Origin of the sequence: Rathayibacter sp. AY1B8 (assembly GCF_002932775.1) — a bacterium.
GTDB lineage: Bacteria > Actinomycetota > Actinomycetes > Actinomycetales > Microbacteriaceae > Rathayibacter.
In genome coordinates this window covers 38,213-55,348 of sequence record NZ_PSWJ01000007.1, presented here as the reverse complement: position 1 = coordinate 55,348, position 17,136 = coordinate 38,213, and the positions used below count along the sequence as shown (strand labels likewise).

Below are 17,136 nucleotides of genomic sequence, written 5' to 3'. Positions count from 1 at the left end.
GAGCCCAGCGATCGTGACGTCCGCCGCGAGCGGAGGCCCGCGGCGTCCGCGCATCGGCGTGATGGGCGGCACCTTCGACCCGATCCACCACGGTCACCTGGTCGCCGCCTCCGAGGTGGCCCAGTCGTTCGACCTGGACGAGGTCGTCTTCGTGCCCACCGGCCAGCCGTGGCACAAGAAGACGGTGACCTCCGCCGAGCACCGGTACCTGATGACGGTGATCGCGACGGCGTCGAACCCGCGCTTCACCGTCAGCCGCGTCGACGTTGACCGCATCGGCACGACCTACACGATCGACACCCTGCGCGACATCCACGCCGCGCACCCCGACGCCGAGCTGTTCTTCATCACCGGCGCGGACGCGGTCGCTCAGATCCTGAGCTGGAAGGACTACGACGAGCTGTGGGAGCTGGCCCACTTCGTCGCCGTCAGCCGGCCGGGGCACGTCCTCAACGTTTCGGGATTGCCGGCCCAGGACGTATCCTTGTTGGAGATTCCGGCACTGGCGATCTCCTCGACCGACTGTCGGAGCCGCGTCAACCGGGGTCATCCGGTCTGGTACCTGGTTCCCGACGGTGTCGTCCAGTACATCTCGAAGCACCACCTGTATCGGAGCACGTCATGACAGTTCAGCCCGAGGAGAAGCCGCTCACCCGGCGCGAGATCCGCGAGCGCGAGAGGCGCGAGGCCGGTGCGGCCACGACCGCCGCCGTTCCGACGACGTCCCGCCGAGCTGCCACCGCGACCGCCACCACCGCCGGCGACATGCCGGTGCTGACCCCCACCCAGGCCCTGCGGATCACCCCCGTCGAGCCGAGCCCCGCGAGCGAGCCCGACCTGCGCACCTCCTCGATGGAGATCGTCGCCACCGAGAACGCCACGGGCCGCCAGCTGACCCGTCGGGAGCTGCGCGCACTGCTGGCGCAGCAGCAGGCGGAGAAGGTCGCCGCCGCACCGGAGGCGGAGCCGCCCGCCGAGGAGGAGCGGTCCGACGACGAGCGCTCCGACGACGTCGAGCGCGCCTCGGCGCTCCCGCCGACCGGGGCGGTCCCCGTGATCGAGGCGGCCGACGAGTCCCGTGATGCGGAGCCGGTGCCCGAGGGTGCAGCGGAGCAGGAGCCGGAGGGCGACGAGGACGTCGTCACCGAGGACGCCCCCGAGGCGTCCGAGGAGGAGGCGGACGAGTCCGCCTCCGATGCGACCGCGGACGCCGACGAGGCCGACGCGGCCGAGGTGCACGAGGCCGAGATCGAGAGCTCCTCCTCCGCCGACGAGACGCCGTCCGCGGACGCCTCCGACGAGCGGGACGCGGACGACGAGCAGCCGACGGCCGGCGAGCAGCCCGAGCAGCCGCACCTGAACACCGCGCTCTTCGCGTCGGTGGGCGGATCCCTCGACATCGCCGACGAGAAGGCCACCGAGATCACCGGGAGCTTCGAGCCGCCGATCGAGCACCTCGCCATCACCGAGGAGCTCGACAGCAAGTCGAAGGAGGAGGTGGACGCCTCGTTCGACTCCCTCATCGCGAGCGGAGTCGCCGCCACCGGTGCCGTCACCACCACCAACGCGCTGATCCTGCCGACCACGGGCCCCGGCGCGACAGTCGGCACGGACACGGGGGAGATCCTCGTCACCGGCTCGTTCGACCTCCCGCGCAGCCTCGGCTCCACGGGCCAGCACCCGAACCTCTACGACTCGCCCGATGTGGACCGCTACGTCGACCGCATCGACCGCGAGCAGCCCGTCGGCGAGTCCGAGCCGGTCCGGGCGTCCAGCGCCGTCTCCACCCACGCCGCCGGCACCTCGATGATCGCGCCGCAGAAGCGCGCCGGCGTGAGCGTCCCGGTGGTCCTCGCGATCACCGCGGCCGTCCTGCTGGTCGGCGCGATCGCGCTGTTCATCGGCGGCTTCGTGCTCAACATCTTCTGATCTCCACCACCGACACTGAAGGCTTCATGACTGCGACCGATTCCGCCCGCGCCCTGCTCCAGCTCGCGGCCACCGCCGCCGACTCCAAGGGCGGTGAGGACCTCGTCGCCCTCGACGTCTCGGGGCCGCTGCCGCTGGTCGACATCTTCCTCCTCGCCACCGGCCGCTCCGAGCGCAACGTGGTCGCGATCGCGAACGAGGTGGAGGACCGCCTGAACGACTCCGGCGCCAAGCTGCTGCGCCGCGAGGGCCGTGCGGAGGGCCGCTGGATCCTCCTCGACTTCGGCGACCTCGTCGTGCACGTCTTCCACGAGGAGGACCGCATGTACTACTCGCTCGAGCGCCTCTGGAAGGACTGCCCGACGGTGCCGTTCACCCTCGAGCAGCCCGTCGCCGTCGACTCGTCGACGTCCTCGAACTGACGAACACGCCCGGCGACAGCGCTCGATTTCACTTCACGCGAATCGTGTTGTAGTTTATTCGAGTTGCTTCCGCCGGGCGGAGACAGCGAAAGACAGTACGAAGCAAGAGAGAACAAAACACGGGTCCGTGGCGCAGCTGGTAGCGCACCTGCATGGCATGCAGGGGGTCAGGGGTTCGAATCCCCTCGGATCCACCGAACAGGTCCGCACTCCTCCGGGAGTGCGGACCTTCGTCGTTCACGGCGCTACAGGGTCTGGCGCCGTCCTGTCCGGCTCAGGCCGGTCATGACCGTACCCGCCCGGCCGCCGGGTCCCCCTGCTGGTCACGCACGCGTCGGCCCGACCGGCTCCACATGGCCGCCGCATCCGGCGAGGAATCCGGAGAGCTCGCCCCAGGCGTCCTCCCCGATCGTGGTGTTCGGGCGCCGTGCGAGATCGGCCAGAGCGTCCGTCAGCTCGTCGACTCCCGTCAGGATCCTCGTCCGTGCCGCTCCCGTGCCCTGCCATCCGGGCGCGTACGTCCTGACGTCGGGGTGGCTGTAGAGCACGGCCGTCTCGAACCACGGCGTGGGCAGAACGTTCAGGGCCAGGTGCTCCTTGAGCCTCGCGGCCTGGATCCGGACCTGCCGGGCGGGGACGTGCTGCTCGACATGCGTGCGCACCGTCCACCGCGACACCGTCCCCGGTGCGATCTGAACCGCGAAGGCCTCGGGCAGGGCGTCCTCGTCGAGGAGGACGCCGTAGGAGGGGTGGACAGTACCGGGTCGCACGCCGTCGAAGACGACCCCCTGCCAGTACTTGGCCTCGATGATGAGCGCGCCGTGCCGGGTGAGCAGCAGATGGTCGATCTGCGCGAGGAAGCGGCGCGTCGTGCGCGCGTCGACCGGTACGAAGACGACGTTCGTGGCGAGGACGCCGGACAGCCCCGCCGAGGCGCACGCCTCCCGGATCAGGGTGTGCGAGACGGCCTCGCTGCTCCAGGTCCTGGCGAGCGCGTCACGGGTCTGCTCGACCTCCTCCTGCGCCGTCTCGAGCTCGGTCCGACTGAGGTCGCGCTCGGCGTCGCGCGCGCCCGTCAATGCCTTCAGCGCCGCCTCGTGGCTCCGGTCGCGCTCGGTGATCGTTCGCTGGTGCTCCTCCGAGGCCTCCTTCGCGGCCTGCTCCGCCGCCGCTCCCGCCGCAGTGCGCCGTCGGCGGCCGACGACGACCGTGATGAGGAGGGCCAGGAGCAGGGCGGCCGCGACGGCCCAGGGCAGGTACTCGTTCATGGTCCCCAGGCAAGCACGGACCACCGACCGTGCGCCGCGACGGCTCCCGATCGCGCCGCTCGGCAGACTGGCCGCAGTGCGCTCGCTCGTGCCCACTCCGGACGTCTTCGTCGGCGTCCGCCTGCGCGCGAGGGCGGAGACCCCGACCCTGCGCCGGCCGATCGCGCGGGCGGAGCCCTACCGCCGCCTGCCGGACGCGATGCGCGACCAGCACGAGGTCCGGCCGACCGGCGTCGAGGGCACGCTGCTGGGCTTCGTCGGCCCGCAGCCGTTCCAGGGGATCAGCGTCGCCGGCCTGCACACGCACGTCGTCGACACCACCGGAGGGATCGGCGGCCACGTGCTCGCCGCCTCCGGAGTCGCGGGCCTGCTCGAGATCGAGCGGTACGGCGGCATCACCCTCCTCCTGCTGGAGTCGGACGACCACCCGCGAGCCGACCTGGACGCGGCGGCCGACGCCGGGATCCGCGCCGTGGAGACCGACCACCCGCCCTGAGCGGCCCTACCCTGGACGCATGCCCTCACTGCGCGACGTCCACGCCGTCATCGACCGTCTCTGGCCCGAGGCGGCCGCCGAGAGCTGGGACGCGCCCGGCCTGGTCACCGGCGACCCCGACGCCGCGGTGGAGCGGATCCTGCTCACGGTCGACGTGGTCTCCGACACCGTCGCGGAGGCCGTCGACGGCGGATACCAGCTCCTGGTCGCGCACCACCCGCTGCTGCTGCGCGGCGTCACCTCGATCGCCGAGGACGGCTACAAGGGCCGCCTGCTCGTGGACCTCGTCCGGGGCGGCTGCGCACTGATCTCGGCCCACACGAACGCCGACATCGTCGCGGACGGCGTCTCGGACGTGATCGCGACCCGCCTCGGCCTGACCGGCACGACTCCGATCGTCCCGGGCGCCGACCCGTCGGTCGGGCTCGGCCGGGTGGGCGATCTGCCCGAGGAGGTGACGCTCGGACGCCTGGCCGGAGCCGTGGCCGAGCTCCTGCCGGCCACCGCAGGGGGAGTGCGGGCCGCGGGCGCCTACGAGACACCCGTGCGCCGCGTGTCGCTCTGCGGGGGAGCGGGGGACTCCCTCCTGGACGCCCCCGCCGTCCGCACGAGCGACGTGTTCATCACCGCCGACCTCCGGCACCACCCGGCCTCCGAGGCGCGCGAGAAGGCCCTGCACGGCACCGGGCCCGCCCTCATCGACGTCTCGCACTGGGCGAGCGAGTGGCTGTGGCTCGACGTCGCCGCGACCGCGCTGCGGGAGGCCCTGCCCACGGTCACCGTCGAGGTGAGCGAGACCCGCACCGACCCGTGGGATTTCGCGATCGTGCACTGACCCGCCGCGGGCACGGGAGAATGGACGCGGCGCGCCCGTACTGCGCGCCGGGAACGAGGACCGCCACGTGAAAGCCAGCCCCGCACACCAGCGCGAACTCCTGACTCTGGCGAGTCTGGACACGAGGGGCGCGCAGCTGCGCCACGCCCTCGCGACGCTCCCGCAGATCGCGCGGATCCAGGCGATGCAGGCCCGCGACAACGAGACCCGCCGCTCCCTCGCCGAGCGGACCGGGCGCCTCGAGGACGTGCGCACCGAGCTCGGGCGCATCGAGTCCGACGTCAGCGTGGTCGAGAAGCGCCTCACCCGCGATCGCGACCGCCTGCAGACCGCCTCCGCGGCCAAGGACATCGCCGCGCTCGAGAGCGAGATCACCTCCCTCGTGAAGCGGCGGGGAGACCTCGAGGACATCGAGCTGACCCTGATGGAGCGGATCGAGGGCATCGAGTCCGAGGTCGCCGCGGCTCAGGCCGAGCGCGACGAGGTCGTCGCCTCGCTCGGGACCCTCGCCGAGGAGCGCGACGCGCAGGCCGAGAAGCTCCGCGACAAGCAGGAGGCGCTCGCCCGGGACCGCGCCGACCTGGTGACGATGCTTCCGGAGGACCTGGTCGAGCTGTACGAGAAGCAGCGTGCCCGCTACGGGGTCGGCGCGGCCCTCCTCCGTGGGAAGGTGTCGGAGGGGAGCGGCGTCGCCCTCACCGAGTCGGACCTCTCCTGGATCCGCGCCTCCGCTCCCGACGAGGTCGTCCTCTGCCCCGACAGCGGCTGCATCCTGGTGCGCGGCGAGGAGTCCACCCTCGCCTGAGCCGTACACTGGACGGGCGAACGGGCCGGCAAGACGGTCGCGTCACCGCGGCGAGAGCCGTGGTGCCGAGGAACGTCCGGGCTCCGCAGAGCAGGGCGGTGGGCAACACCCACCCGGGGCGACCCGCGAGACAGTGCCACAGAGAACAGACCGCCGTCGGCTCCGGCCGGCGGTAAGGGTGAAACGGTGGTGTAAGAGACCACCAGGGGCCGGAGTGATCCGGTCCGCTCGGTAAACCTCGCCCGGAGCAAGGTCAGACAGAGGACGATGCGGCTGCTCGTCGGGTCCTCGGGTAGACCGCTGGAGGGTCACGGCGACGTGGCTCCGAGAGAGATGGCCGTCCAGCGCCCGCCGAGAGGCGCGGCGTGAACAGAACCCGGCGTATCAGCCGACCCCTTCGCCACGAGATGCCCCGCCCCGGCGGGGCATCTCGCGTCTCCGCCGGTCGCCGAGCTCGCGCTCCCGCCCGCAGGCAGCGCGACGGCCTGCCGTGGCGGTTCCCGGGTCTCGATACATCCTTGCGCCGCCACTCGACAGGACTGGCGCGGTCCATCTCTCGCGCTGCCTCCTGCGGACGAAGCGGTGCAGCACGACGTCCGGCAGGCGACGGTCCCGGAGGACGGTCCTGAGACGCCGCTGCGGATCGACCGCCGAGGACCAGGTGCCCCCGCCCCGTCGTGGCTCACCGCGACCGCTGGACCCCGAAGGTCCGATCACGTCCGTGCGCCACGGCGCCACGCACCAGGCGAGACGGCGAAACGCGTACCAGCGTTTCGCCGTAGCCGTCCGCACCCCGCTCCCCGGAACGCGTCACCTCCCGAGGCCGACCGCGCCTCGGCGGGCGGGGACCGCCGAGGAAAAAGACTCAGCCCCGCCCTGCGAGCGCGGCCGCGCCGAGGATGCCGGCGTTGTTGCGGAGCGCCGCCGGGATGATCGGGGTGCGCAGGTCGAGCAGCGGGAGGAACTCGTCGTGGTGCTTGGAGATGCCGCCGCCGACGATGAAGAGATCGGGCCAGAGCAGCGCCTCGAGGTGGGAGTAGTAGCGCTGCAGGCGCTTCGCCCAGTGCTTGTAATCGAGGTCGTCGCGCTCCTTGGCGGCGAACGAGGCCTTCTTCTCGTAGTCGCCGCCGTGGATCTCGAGGTGGCCGAGCTCGGCGTTGGGGATGAGGATCCCGTCGTGGATCTGCGCCGTCCCGATGCCGGTGCCGAGGGTGGTCATGATGACCAGGCCCTCCTTGTCCTTCGCCGCTCCGAAGCGCGACTCGGCGTAGCCCGCCGCATCGGCGTCGTTGACGAAGAAGATGTTCCGGCCGATCGCGTCCTCGAACAGCTTCTCGGCCTCGAGGCCGATCCACTCGTCCGACACGTTCGCCGCCGACATCGTCCGTCCGTGGACGACGACGGCGGGGAAGCAGATGCCGACCGGGGTGTCCGAGGGCAGGTCCGGGATCTTCTCGAGGATCTGCTGGACGGTGGCGACGATGTCCTTCGGCGTGCCGCCCGGGGGAGTGGCGAGCTTCATCCGGTCGCTGAGCAGGGTGCCCGCGGCCAGGTCCACCGAGGCCCCCTTGATGCCCGTTCCCCCGATGTCGATCCCGATGGCGGTCGCCGCAGCAGTCATAGCGGCCATGCTAGCGAAGGGCGGGGGTGCGGACCGACGCGGGCTGCGGCGTAGGATCGCGGCATGGCTGACGGCGACGCGAACTCCTGGTGGTACAACCTCAAGGCCGGCACGGTGGAGCAGGGATTCGTGTCCCCCTCCGTCGACCGGGTAGGACCCTTCTCCTCTCGCGAGGAGGCGGAGCACGCCCTCGAGCGGCTGCACGAGAACAGCCGCAAGTGGGCCGAGGAGGACGCCGCCGAGGACCGCTGACCGCGGCTACTCGTAGCTGTGCTCGGCGCCGGGGTAGGCGCCGGACTCCACGTCGTCCCGGTACGCGGTGACCGCTCCGGTGAGCACGCCGCGCAGATCCGCGTACTGCTTCACGAAGCGGGGGATGCGGCCGGTGGTGAATCCGGCGAAGTCCGTCCACACGAGCAGCTGTCCGTCGACGTGCGGTCCCGCTCCGACTCCGATCGTGGGGATGCGCAGCTCCTCCGTCACCTGACGTGCCGCGTCCGCGGGCACCATCTCGAGGACCACGGCGAACGCACCGGCCTCCTGGACGGCGCGCGCGTCGGCGAGCAGCTGCTCGATGCCCTCGCCGCGTCCCTGGACCATGTGGCCGCCGAGCCCGTGCTCGCTCTGCGGCGTGAAGCCGATGTGCGCCATCACGGGGATGCCCGCCTCGACGATGCGCCGGATCTGCTCGGCGGAGCGGACCCCGCCCTCGAGCTTCACCGCGTGCGCGTGCGTCTCCTTCATGAAGCGGAACGCCGTGTGCAGCGCGTCGTCGGCACCCGACTCGTAGGAGCCGAAGGGCATGTCGGCGACGACGAAGGCGCGCTCGACGGCTCCGGCGACGGCACGTGCCAGCGGGATGAGCTCGTCGACGGTGACGGGCAGAGTGGTGTCGTAGCCGAGCACCGTGTTGCCGGCGGAGTCGCCCACGAGGAGGAAGTCGATCCCGGCGTCGTCGAAGATCTTCGCCGTCAGCTGGTCGTAGCTGGTCAGCCCGGTGATGCGGACACCGGAGTCCTTCGCGTTCTGGAAGTGGCGGGTTCGAACGCGTTTCACGGGCTGCGCTGACATGGGCGCCAGTCTACGGCGCGCCTCGGGCGCCCCGCGGGCCCCGGTCGGAGGCAGTAGCCTGAGGGTCGAAACAGGAGGGGTCTGGATGGACAAGCAACGGGACTTCGTTCTTCGCACCATTGAAGAGCGAGGGATCAAATTCGTTCGCCTCTGGTTCACCGACGTCGTCGGCACGCTGAAGTCGGTCGCGATCGCGCCGGCCGAGGTGGAGGGCGCGTTCGCGGAGGGGCTCGGCTTCGACGGCTCCGCCATCGAGGGCCTCACCCGCTCCTTCGAGGCCGACGTCCTCGCGCATCCGGATCCGTCGACCTTCCAGATCCTCCCGTGGCGCGGAGAGATCGACCCGACGGCGCGGATGTTCTGCGACATCACCACGCCGGACGGCCAGCCCGCCGTCGCCGACCCGCGCAACGTGCTCAAGCGCACGCTGGCGAAGGCGGCCGAGCGCGGGTTCACCTTCTACACGCACCCCGAGATCGAGTTCTACCTCCTCAAGTCGTCGTCCTTCGGCGCCGAGGGTCCGGAGCCGGTCGACTCCGCCGGGTACTTCGACAACGTCCCCGGAGGCACGGCGCACGACTTCCGCCGCCGCTCCGTGCGCATGCTGGAGGATCTGGGCATCTCGGTCGAGTTCAGCCACCACGAGGCGGGCCCCGGCCAGAACGAGATCGACCTCCGCTATGCGGACGCGCTCACCACGGCCGACAACATCATGACCTTCCGCACCGTGATCAAGGAGGTGGCGATCGAGCAGGGCGTCTACGCGACGTTCATGCCGAAGCCGCTCTCCGGGCACCCCGGCTCGGGCATGCACACGCACCTCTCGCTCTTCGAGGGCGACGTGAACGTGTTCTACGAGCAGGGCGCCCAGTACCAGCTCTCGAAGCTCGGTCGCCAGTTCATCGCGGGCCTGCTCAAGCACGCCCCGGAGATCACCGCCGTGACGAACCAGTTCGTCAACTCCTACAAGCGGCTCTGGGGTGGCGACGAGGCGCCCAGCTACGTCTCGTGGGGCCACAACAACCGGTCCGCCCTCGTGCGCGTTCCGCTCTACAAGCCCAACAAGGGGCAGTCCTCGCGCATCGAGTACCGGGCGCTGGACTCCGCGGCGAACCCCTACCTGGCGTACTCGCTGCTCCTGGCAGCCGGGCTCAAGGGCATCGAGGAGGGCTACGAGCTCCCGGCCGAGGCCGAGGACAACGTGTGGGCCCTCTCGGACGCGGAGCGCCGGGCGCTCGGCTACGGCGCTCTGCCCGCCAGCCTCGACCGCGCCATCTCGCTGATGGAGGAGTCCGAGCTCGTGGCCGAGACGCTGGGCGAGCAGGTGTTCAACTTCGTGCTGCTCAACAAGCGGAAGGACTGGGCCGAGTACCGCGCCCAGGTCACGCCGTACGAGCTGCGCAGCAATCTCGAGATGCTCTGACGCCTCGGCCATGCCCCGCGAACGCTCCCTCCGCGATGTCGCACGCCTCGGCTTCGCCGCGCTCGGCGAGACCGGGGCACGGCTGGCCGAGGCGGAGGAGCTGGCCGGGCGGCAGCTCGAGTCGGTGCTGCCCTCCTTCGCCCGGGTGGCGGACCCGGACGAGGCGCTGCTCGCTCTGATCGACCTGCTGCGACGGCACCGCGACAGCATGGACGCGGTCCTCGCCGACGACGAGGCCCTGACCCGGCTGCTTCTGGTGGTGGGGGCCTCCTCCGGCCTCGCCGACTTCCTCCAGCGCCGGCCCGACGAGCTGGCCAGCGTGCTCGAGCCGGTGCGCACGCTCCCCGGGCGCGCCGAGATGAAGGCCGAGTTGCTCGAGTCGGTCGGCGCCGTCGACGGCTTCTCGTCGCTCCGGGAGGAGGCGGGCTGGACGGCGTTGCGCGTGCGGTACCGCCGCCTCCTCACCAGGATCGTCGTCCACGACCTGAGCCAGGCCGACCCCGTCGCGGCGATCGACCGGGTGACGAGGGCGCTGGCCGACCTCGCCGGAGCCGCGCTGGAGGCGTCCCTCGCCGTGGCGCGGACCGAGCTGGTCGAGGGCGCGGGCCCGGGTCGCTTCGGCCGCGACGAGGTCGCCGCCACCCGCTTCGCCGTCATCGGCATGGGCAAGGCGGGAGCGTCCGAGCTCAACTACGTCAGCGACGTCGACGTGATCTTCGTCGCCGAGGGCGACCCGGAGAAGGAGCTGACGAACGCCCGTGCGATCGACGTCGCCACCCGGCTCGCCGTGCTCCTCATGCGCGGAACCTCTGCGCTGGCGATGGAGCCGGAGCTCTGGGAGGTCGACCCGAACCTGCGCCCGGAGGGCAAGCAGGGCGCGCTCGTGCGCACCCTCGAGTCGCACATCACCTACTACGACCGGTGGGCGAAGAGCTGGGAGTTCCAGGCGCTGCTCAAGGCGCGTCCGCTCGCCGGCGACCAGGAGCTGGGGCGGGCGTACGTCGACGCGGTCGCGCCCAAGGTCTGGTCGAGCGCCTCCCGCGAGAACTTCGTCGAGTCGGTGCAGCGGATGCGGGAGCGGGTCACCGAGAACATCCCGCAGAACGACGTCCACTACCAGATCAAGCTCGGGCCCGGCGGCCTGCGCGACATCGAGTTCACGGTGCAGCTGCTCCAGCTCGTCCACGGGCAGACCGACGACGAGATCCGCATGCCCGGGACTCTGCTCGCCCTGGGCGCCCTCGCCGACCGCGGGTACATCGGCCGCTCCGCCGCCGAGGAGTTCGCGCAGGACTACCGAGCACTCCGGCTGCTCGAGCACCGCCTCCAGCTGCGGCGCCTGCGACGCACGCACCTGATGCCGCGGGACGAGCACGAGCTGCGGACCCTCGCCCGCTCCAGCGGGCTCGCCCGCACGGCGGAGGAGCTGCTGAGCGTCTGGAACGGGATCAAGCACCGCGTCCGGGGCCTGCACGAGCGCCTGTTCTACCGTCCGCTGCTCTCCGCGGTCGCCGCGCTCTCCGACGGCGGCGCCGAGCTGTCCACCGGCCAGGCGGAGGCGCGCCTCGCCGCCATCGGCTTCGCGGACGCCCGCGGGGCGCTCGGCCACATCGCCGCGATGACCTCGGGCGTCTCGCGTCGCGCGAGCATCCAGCGCCACCTCGTGCCGGTGATGCTGCAGTGGTTCGCCGACGGACCGGACCCCGACTACGGCCTGCTCGCGTTCCGGCGCCTCAGCGACGCACTGGGCGGGACGCCCTGGTTCCTCCGGATGCTGCGCGACTCGTCCGGAGCCGCCAAGCGGCTCACCACGGTGCTCTCCGGATCGCGCTTCGTCGGCGAGCTGCTCGACCGCATCCCGGAGTCGGCGGCCTGGCTCGAGGACGACGACGCCCTCCGCCCCCGTAGCGCCGCCCAGCTCGCCGAGGAGGTGCGCGCCGTGCTCGCCCGGCACGAGACGCCCGACGCGGTCGCCTCAGTCCTCCGCTCGATGCGCCGGCGCGAGGTGCTGCGGACCGCCATGGGGGGCGTGCTCGGTCTCAGCTCGATCGAGGAGATCGCGACCAGCCTCACCGACATCATCAGCGCACTGCTGGGCGGCGTGCTCGCCGCCATCCGGCGCGGCAGTGCGACCCGGCCCGGCGCCGACGCGGAGTTCGCGATCATCGGCATGGGCCGGTACGGGGGAGCGGAGCTGGGCTTCGGCTCCGACGCCGACGTGATGTACGTCCAGCGACCCGGCACCGCCGAGCCGCACCAGGCCCAGCTCTACTCGCAGTTCGTCGTCGCCGAGCTGGTCCGGCTCACGGAGGACTCCCGCCTGCCGCTCGACCTCGACGCCGACCTGCGGCCCGAGGGCAAGAACGGGCCCCTCGTGCGCTCCCTCGACTCCTACCGCGCCTACTACGCCCGCTGGTCGCTGACCTGGGAGGCGCAGGCGCTGCTCCGGGCGCGGGGAGTGGCGGGGGACCAGGCGCTCATCGAGGACTTCGAGGAGCTGGCTGACGGGGTCCGCTACCCGGGAGCGGTCTCCGACCGCGACATCCGCGAGGTGAAGCGGATCAAGGCACGGGTCGAGAGCGAGCGTCTGCCGCAGGGCGCCGACCCCCGCCGTCACCTCAAGCTCGGCCGTGGATCGCTGAGCGACGTCGAGTGGCTGGTGCAGCTCCTCCAGCTGCAGCACGCGCGGCGGACCCCGGCGCTGCGGACCACCTCGACCCTCACCGCCCTCGCGGTCGCGGAGGAGGAGGGCATGGTCGGCCCGCAGGACGCGGAGCGGCTGCGTGCCGCGTGGATCCTCGCGTCCCGTGTCCGCTCGGGCACCACGCTCTGGGGCAACCGCACCAGCGACGTCCTCCCGACCGACCGCCGGCAGCTCGAGGGCGTCGCGCGCCTGCTGGAGTACCCGGCCGGGTCCGCGACGGCGCTCGAGGACGACTACCTCGGCGTGACCCGCCGCTCACGCGCGGTCTTCGAGCGCCTGTTCTACGGGCCGGCCGCGGGAGACGCTCCCTCCTACCGCTGACGCCCGCGCGCCGGGGACGGCGAAGGGCCGCCCCTCCGAGGAGGAACGGCCCTTCGGCAGTGCTGCGGGATCAGACCCCGTAGTACAGCTCGAACTCGAACGGGTGAGGACGCTGCGCGAGGGGCTTGATCTCCTTCTCGCGCTTGTACTCGATCCAGGTGTCGATGAGCTCCTGAGTGAACACGCCGCCCTGGAGGAGGAAGTCGTGGTCGGCCTCGAGGGCGTCGAGCGCCTCGCCCAGGGTCGCGGGGACCTGCGGGATGAGCTTCGCCTCCTCGGGGGGCAGCTCGTAGAGGTCCTTGTCGACCGGCTCGTGCGGCTCGATGCGGTTCTTGATGCCGTCGAGGCCCGCCATCAGCTGGGCGGCGAACGCGAGGTACGGGTTGCCGGAGGCGTCGGGCGCACGGAACTCGATGCGCTTGGCCTTCGGGTTCGTGCCGGTGATCGGGATGCGGATGGACGCGGAGCGGTTGCCGGCCGAGTAGACCAGGTTGACCGGCGCCTCGAAGCCCGGGATCAGGCGGTGGTACGAGTTGACCGTCGGGTTCGTGAACGCGAGGACGGCGGGAGCGTGCTTGAGCAGGCCGCCGATGTACCAGCGCGCGAGGTCCGAGAGACCGCCGTAGCCGTTCTCGTCGTAGAAGAGCGGCGTGCCGTCGTTCCACAGCGACTGGTGGGTGTGCATGCCCGAGCCGTTGTCGCCGAAGAGCGGCTTCGGCATGAACGTGGCGGTCTTGCCCCACTGCTCGGCCGTGTTCTTGACGATGTACTTGAACTTCAGGATGTCGTCCGCCGCGTGGACCATCGTGTCGAAGCGGTAGTTGATCTCGGCCTGGCCGCCGGTGCCCACCTCGTGGTGCGAGCGCTCGAGGATGAGGCCGGCGTCGATCAGCTTGAGGCAGATGTCGTCGCGGAGGTCGGCCTGCTTGTCGACGGGGCTCACCGGGAAGTAGCCGCCCTTGTAGGGCGTCTTGTTGCCGAGGTTGCCGCCCTCCTCGACGCGTCCCGAGTTCCAGGCGCCCTCGACCGAGTCGACGGAGTGGAACGCGGAGTTCTGCGTGATCTCGTAGCGGACGTCGTCGAAGATATAGAACTCCGCCTCGGGGGCGAAGAACGCGGTGTCGGCGATGCCGGTCGACGCGAGGTACTTCTCGGCCTTCTTCGCGACCTGGCGCGGGTCCTTGGAGTAGATCTCGCCGTTGCGCGGGTTGTAGATGTCGAAGACGAGGATCAGCGTGCGCTCGACGCGGAACGGGTCCACGTAGGCGGTGGTCACGTCAGGGATCAGCTGCATGTCCGATTCGTGGATGTTCGCGAATCCGCGGATCGAGGACCCGTCGAAGAGCTGACCGACGGAGAAGAACTCCTCATCGACAGTCGAGGCGGGGATGTTGAAGTGCTGCTGGACACCGGGGAGATCGGTGAACCGGATGTCGAGGAACTTGACGTCCGTGTCCTTGATGAACGAGAGCACCTCGGAAGAATCTTTAAACATGCAAAGGTCTCCAATGGCGTGACGGGGTGCTGCAGAGCGCAGCCGTTCCAGGGTAGTGACGGGGGGTTTCCCCACCGTGTCCCTGTTGTTTCCGACATGTTACGGGGCCCGTCCGGGGTCGGGCTCCACGTCGTCTGCCGGACCACCCGCTCCTCGGTCCGCTCCGAGACGCCGCGGATAGGATCGGAGGATGCCAGCCGCCGACCGCAGGACCTTCGCCGACGCCGCCCCGAGCTCGTACCCGGGGGAGCGTCTCGGCCTCCCCCGAGAGGGCCGCCTCTCGGTCGGACGGTCCGGCCGCCGCATCGCCGCCCTGGCCGTCGACTTCGCCGTCGCCGCTCTGCTGTCGCTCGCGTTCTTCGACTACGACCGCTGGGCGAGCCTGCTGCTGTTCGTCCTGCTGCAGGTCGTCTTCATCCCCACCATCGGCGGCAGCATCGGGCACCGCCTGCTCGGGATGCGCGTCATCCGTCTCGGCGGGGGCTGGGTCGGCGTGTGGCGCCCGATCGTGCGCTCTGTGCTGCTGGCCGTGCTGGTGCCGGCGCTCGTCTGGGACTCGGACCAGCGCGGCTTCCACGACAAGGTGGCCGGGACGGTTCTCGTCCGCTACTGACTCGCGCCGCAGACGAAGCAGGCCGGCCGGGAGAGATCCCGACCGGCCTGTCGCGTCGTGCGTCAGCGCGATCGCTGAGGGCGCACCTTGAAGGGGTCGACGCCCTTCGGGATGGGCAGCGACGTGTTGAGCGAGGAGAGCCGGTTCTTCACCGCGAGGACCTCGGCCTTGGTGAGGACCTTCTTCGTCTTCGAGAGGCGGCTCGGCACCTTGTGCAGTGGAGTCGCATCGGCGTCGGAGCCGACGTGCACGAAGGTGACGGGGACGTTCGGCAGGATCCGCGCCACCTTGCGCCGCTCGTCCTCGAGCATGCGCTTGGTCCGGGAGGCGGGGCCCTCCGCGATCAGCACGACGCCTCCGCGGCCGACGGCGCGGTAGACGGCGTCCTGGGTCTTGCCGTTGACGGCGACGGGCATCTCGCCGCCGGTCCAGGTGCCGCGCAGTCCGCTGCGCAGGACGGCGCCGACCGCGCCGGGCTGCCCGGCGATCTGCCCGTAGGCGGCGCGCTCGGCGCGGCGCGAGAGCACGGCGAGTCCGGCGACCAGGCCGGCCATCACGCCCACGATGATCCACAGCGCGATCACGAAGCCGTTGCCGTTGCTGAGCAGGATGCCGAGGAGCACGCCGAGCAGGATCGGGAGCAGGAGCGCGAGGAGGATGATCCAGACGGCGCTGCTGTCGTAGCGGCGGGTCATCTGGAACACCTGCCACATCTGCTTGAGACGTCCGGGTTCCTTGACCGCCTTCGTCGACGGTTCCGTGCTGCGTGCCATGACGTCAAGGATACCGAGCGGGAGCGCGGCGGCGGACCCCGGACGCGGATCGGACTCCTCCACAGAGGGCACGCGCGCCGATCCGTCCACCGATCGGGATAGACGGGCGTCCTCCGCCTCGGTCTGCGGTCAGGCTCGCCTCATGACGAGCAGCGGGACGGTCCAGGGCCGGAGGATCGGCGGAGTGCGGACGGGGAGGCGGCGGACGCCTGCACCGGGTGCCGCACCGCCGGCCGAGCGGACGATGCGGCCGCGGGAGGCCGAGGCGCTGCAGGCGTCGCCGGTGGCTCGGCTCGCCGAGCACCGCCACCGCGAGCGCATCGTCCGGGTGGAGTCGTCTCCGAGGAGGTGCATCGTCTCGACCGCCCCTCCCGTCGTCGCCACGCTCGAGAGGTTCCTGCGGGTCGAGCGGGGGATCGGACTCGGCGCCGCGGTCACCCTCCTCGCCCCCGTGGTGGGCGCGGTCCGCTCGGCCGCCCTCGAGGGAGCATGGCTGGCTCCGACGACGGACGACATCGGCCTGACGGAGGAGGGTCGGCCCCTGCTGCTGCTGACGACGCCCGCCGTCGACACCCCGCGTGCGGCGCGCGACGCGCTGCAGCAGGTTCTGGAGCGCCTCGGGATGCTCTGCCCGGAGCTGCCGGTCGCCGCCCTCGCGCGGCACCGCGACCTGCTGGCGCTGGAGGGCAACCTCTACGGACTCGCTGATCCGCAGGGGATAGGCGAGGCGGTGCGGGCGCTGCCGACGTCCGGCGCGGGTGCACGGGGTCGGGAGGCGGTGCCTGCTCCGGCTGCCCGGCACCGGCGGGTCCATCCGCTCGACGGCTGGCAGGACCGCCTCCGGGCGTTCGTCGTCCGGCGTCGGGGACCGCTCTCCGTCGGGACGGCGATCGTGCTGGGAGCGGTGCTCGCCGGATCGCTCGCGGGCGGGCCCGGTCGGCAGGTGCAGGATGCGGAGGCGTCGACCGCAGCCGCGCCCGTTCCGGCTCGGTCGACTCCGCCGGCGGTGGCGACCGCGGCACCGCCCGCTCCGGTCGCGGCGGCCGCGCTCGACGCCGAGCAGGCGGCGGAGGTGCTGATCGACGCGGTGCGCGCGTGCGGGGACCGGGGGTGCGCCCGCGGTCTGGTCACGGCGGACTCGCCGCTCGGTGACGCAGCGGACGGCCCCGCCTCCGCTGTCCCGGCGACGGGGGAGGCGTCGGCCGTCCTCGTCGACGTGAACGGGGCATCGGCGGTCGTGCACCTCCGGACGGCCCCGGGGACGACAGCGGCCTCCGTCCTGATCATCAGGACGGAGGCCGGCTGGCTCATCCGCGACGTCTACACCGGAGCGGCCTCGTGAGAGGCGCGCTCAGGGGGA

The 17,136-nt window shown here is 71.5% G+C and carries 16 protein-coding genes, 1 tRNA gene and 1 other RNA gene; 13 read left to right on the top strand and 5 right to left on the bottom strand.

The features are described from left to right. Positions 1–13: 13 nt before the first annotated feature. The 4 genes from nadD (at position 14) to C5C63_RS06585 (ending at position 2,545) form a co-directional block, all read left to right on the top strand. Entirely contained in the window at positions 14–625 is a 612-nt protein-coding gene (gene nadD, locus C5C63_RS06600) for a nicotinate-nucleotide adenylyltransferase (RefSeq protein WP_104223678.1), read from the top strand. Continuing rightward, on the top strand, positions 622–1,929 hold the full coding sequence (locus tag C5C63_RS06595) for a hypothetical protein (RefSeq protein ID WP_104325726.1): 1,308 nt from the start codon (positions 622–624) through the stop codon (positions 1,927–1,929). The genes nadD and C5C63_RS06595 overlap by 4 nt, the downstream gene beginning before the upstream one ends. Positions 1,930–1,955: 26 nt before the next feature. Continuing rightward, entirely contained in the window at positions 1,956–2,351 is a 396-nt protein-coding gene (gene rsfS, locus C5C63_RS06590; RefSeq protein ID WP_104223676.1) for a ribosome silencing factor, read from the top strand. A gap of 121 nt (positions 2,352–2,472) precedes the next feature. Further along, positions 2,473–2,545 (top strand) — tRNA-Ala (locus C5C63_RS06585). Positions 2,546–2,674: 129 nt separating this feature from the next. Here C5C63_RS06585 and C5C63_RS06580 read toward each other — a convergent pair. Continuing rightward, a complete protein-coding gene (locus C5C63_RS06580) occupies positions 2,675–3,619 on the bottom strand; it encodes a nuclease-related domain-containing protein (RefSeq protein WP_104325725.1) in 945 nt (314 codons plus the stop codon). A 76-nt stretch (positions 3,620–3,695) separates the two neighbouring features. On the opposite strand from C5C63_RS06580, the gene C5C63_RS16990 reads away from it, so the two are divergent. The 4 genes from C5C63_RS16990 to rnpB all read left to right on the top strand — a co-directional run bounded on the left by C5C63_RS16990 (position 3,696) and on the right by rnpB (position 6,155). After that, the gene (locus C5C63_RS16990; RefSeq protein ID WP_181110569.1) at positions 3,696–4,115 is read left to right on the top strand and encodes an acetolactate decarboxylase; all 420 of its coding nucleotides are present in this window, start codon (positions 3,696–3,698) and stop codon (positions 4,113–4,115) included. Positions 4,116–4,134: 19 nt separating this feature from the next. Beyond that, complete coding sequence (locus tag C5C63_RS06570) at positions 4,135–4,950, top strand: Nif3-like dinuclear metal center hexameric protein (protein WP_104325724.1); 816 nt, start codon at positions 4,135–4,137, stop codon at positions 4,948–4,950. A gap of 67 nt (positions 4,951–5,017) precedes the next feature. After that, the gene (locus C5C63_RS06565; protein ID WP_104325723.1) at positions 5,018–5,755 is read left to right on the top strand and encodes a zinc ribbon domain-containing protein; all 738 of its coding nucleotides are present in this window, start codon (positions 5,018–5,020) and stop codon (positions 5,753–5,755) included. Positions 5,756–5,776: 21 nt separating this feature from the next. After that, positions 5,777–6,155, top strand: an RNA gene (gene rnpB / locus C5C63_RS06560) — RNase P RNA component class A. 465 nt (positions 6,156–6,620) lie between these two features. Here the strand turns inward: rnpB and ppgK are convergent. Beyond that, a complete protein-coding gene (ppgK, locus tag C5C63_RS06555; protein WP_104239180.1) occupies positions 6,621–7,376 on the bottom strand; it encodes a polyphosphate--glucose phosphotransferase in 756 nt (251 codons plus the stop codon). A gap of 63 nt (positions 7,377–7,439) precedes the next feature. On the opposite strand from ppgK, the gene C5C63_RS06550 reads away from it, so the two are divergent. After that, positions 7,440–7,628, top strand: a complete 189-nt coding sequence (locus C5C63_RS06550) for an SPOR domain-containing protein (protein ID WP_104223671.1) — start codon at positions 7,440–7,442, stop codon at positions 7,626–7,628. Between the two features lie 6 nt (positions 7,629–7,634). Here C5C63_RS06550 and panB read toward each other — a convergent pair whose 3' ends face one another. Next, positions 7,635–8,447, bottom strand: a complete 813-nt coding sequence (gene panB, locus C5C63_RS06545) for a 3-methyl-2-oxobutanoate hydroxymethyltransferase (protein ID WP_104226711.1) — start codon at positions 8,445–8,447, stop codon at positions 7,635–7,637. A gap of 85 nt (positions 8,448–8,532) precedes the next feature. On the opposite strand from panB, the gene C5C63_RS06540 reads away from it, so the two are divergent. Further along, the gene (locus C5C63_RS06540) at positions 8,533–9,870 is read left to right on the top strand and encodes a glutamine synthetase family protein (RefSeq protein ID WP_068253236.1); all 1,338 of its coding nucleotides are present in this window, start codon (positions 8,533–8,535) and stop codon (positions 9,868–9,870) included. A gap of 10 nt (positions 9,871–9,880) precedes the next feature. Beyond that, complete coding sequence (locus tag C5C63_RS06535; RefSeq protein ID WP_104267215.1) at positions 9,881–12,895, top strand: bifunctional [glutamine synthetase] adenylyltransferase/[glutamine synthetase]-adenylyl-L-tyrosine phosphorylase; 3,015 nt, start codon at positions 9,881–9,883, stop codon at positions 12,893–12,895. Between the two features lie 70 nt (positions 12,896–12,965). On the opposite strand, the gene glnA is transcribed toward C5C63_RS06535, so the two are convergent. After that, positions 12,966–14,390: a type I glutamate--ammonia ligase gene (glnA, locus tag C5C63_RS06530; protein ID WP_104223668.1), complete on the bottom strand. Its 1,425-nt coding sequence runs from the start codon at positions 14,388–14,390 to the stop codon at positions 12,966–12,968. 190 nt (positions 14,391–14,580) lie between these two features. Between glnA and C5C63_RS06525 the strand changes: the two genes are divergently transcribed. Further along, entirely contained in the window at positions 14,581–15,003 is a 423-nt protein-coding gene (locus C5C63_RS06525; RefSeq protein ID WP_104223667.1) for an RDD family protein, read from the top strand. A 62-nt stretch (positions 15,004–15,065) separates the two neighbouring features. Here C5C63_RS06525 and C5C63_RS06520 read toward each other — a convergent pair whose 3' ends face one another. Further along, positions 15,066–15,776 (bottom strand): DUF4191 domain-containing protein, encoded by a 711-nt coding sequence (locus C5C63_RS06520; RefSeq protein WP_104325747.1) that lies wholly within the window; start codon positions 15,774–15,776, stop codon positions 15,066–15,068. Positions 15,777–15,918: 142 nt separating this feature from the next. On the opposite strand from C5C63_RS06520, the gene C5C63_RS06515 reads away from it, so the two are divergent. Continuing rightward, complete coding sequence (locus C5C63_RS06515) at positions 15,919–17,118, top strand: hypothetical protein (RefSeq protein WP_146084655.1); 1,200 nt, start codon at positions 15,919–15,921, stop codon at positions 17,116–17,118. The last annotated feature ends 18 nt before the right edge of the window (positions 17,119–17,136 follow it).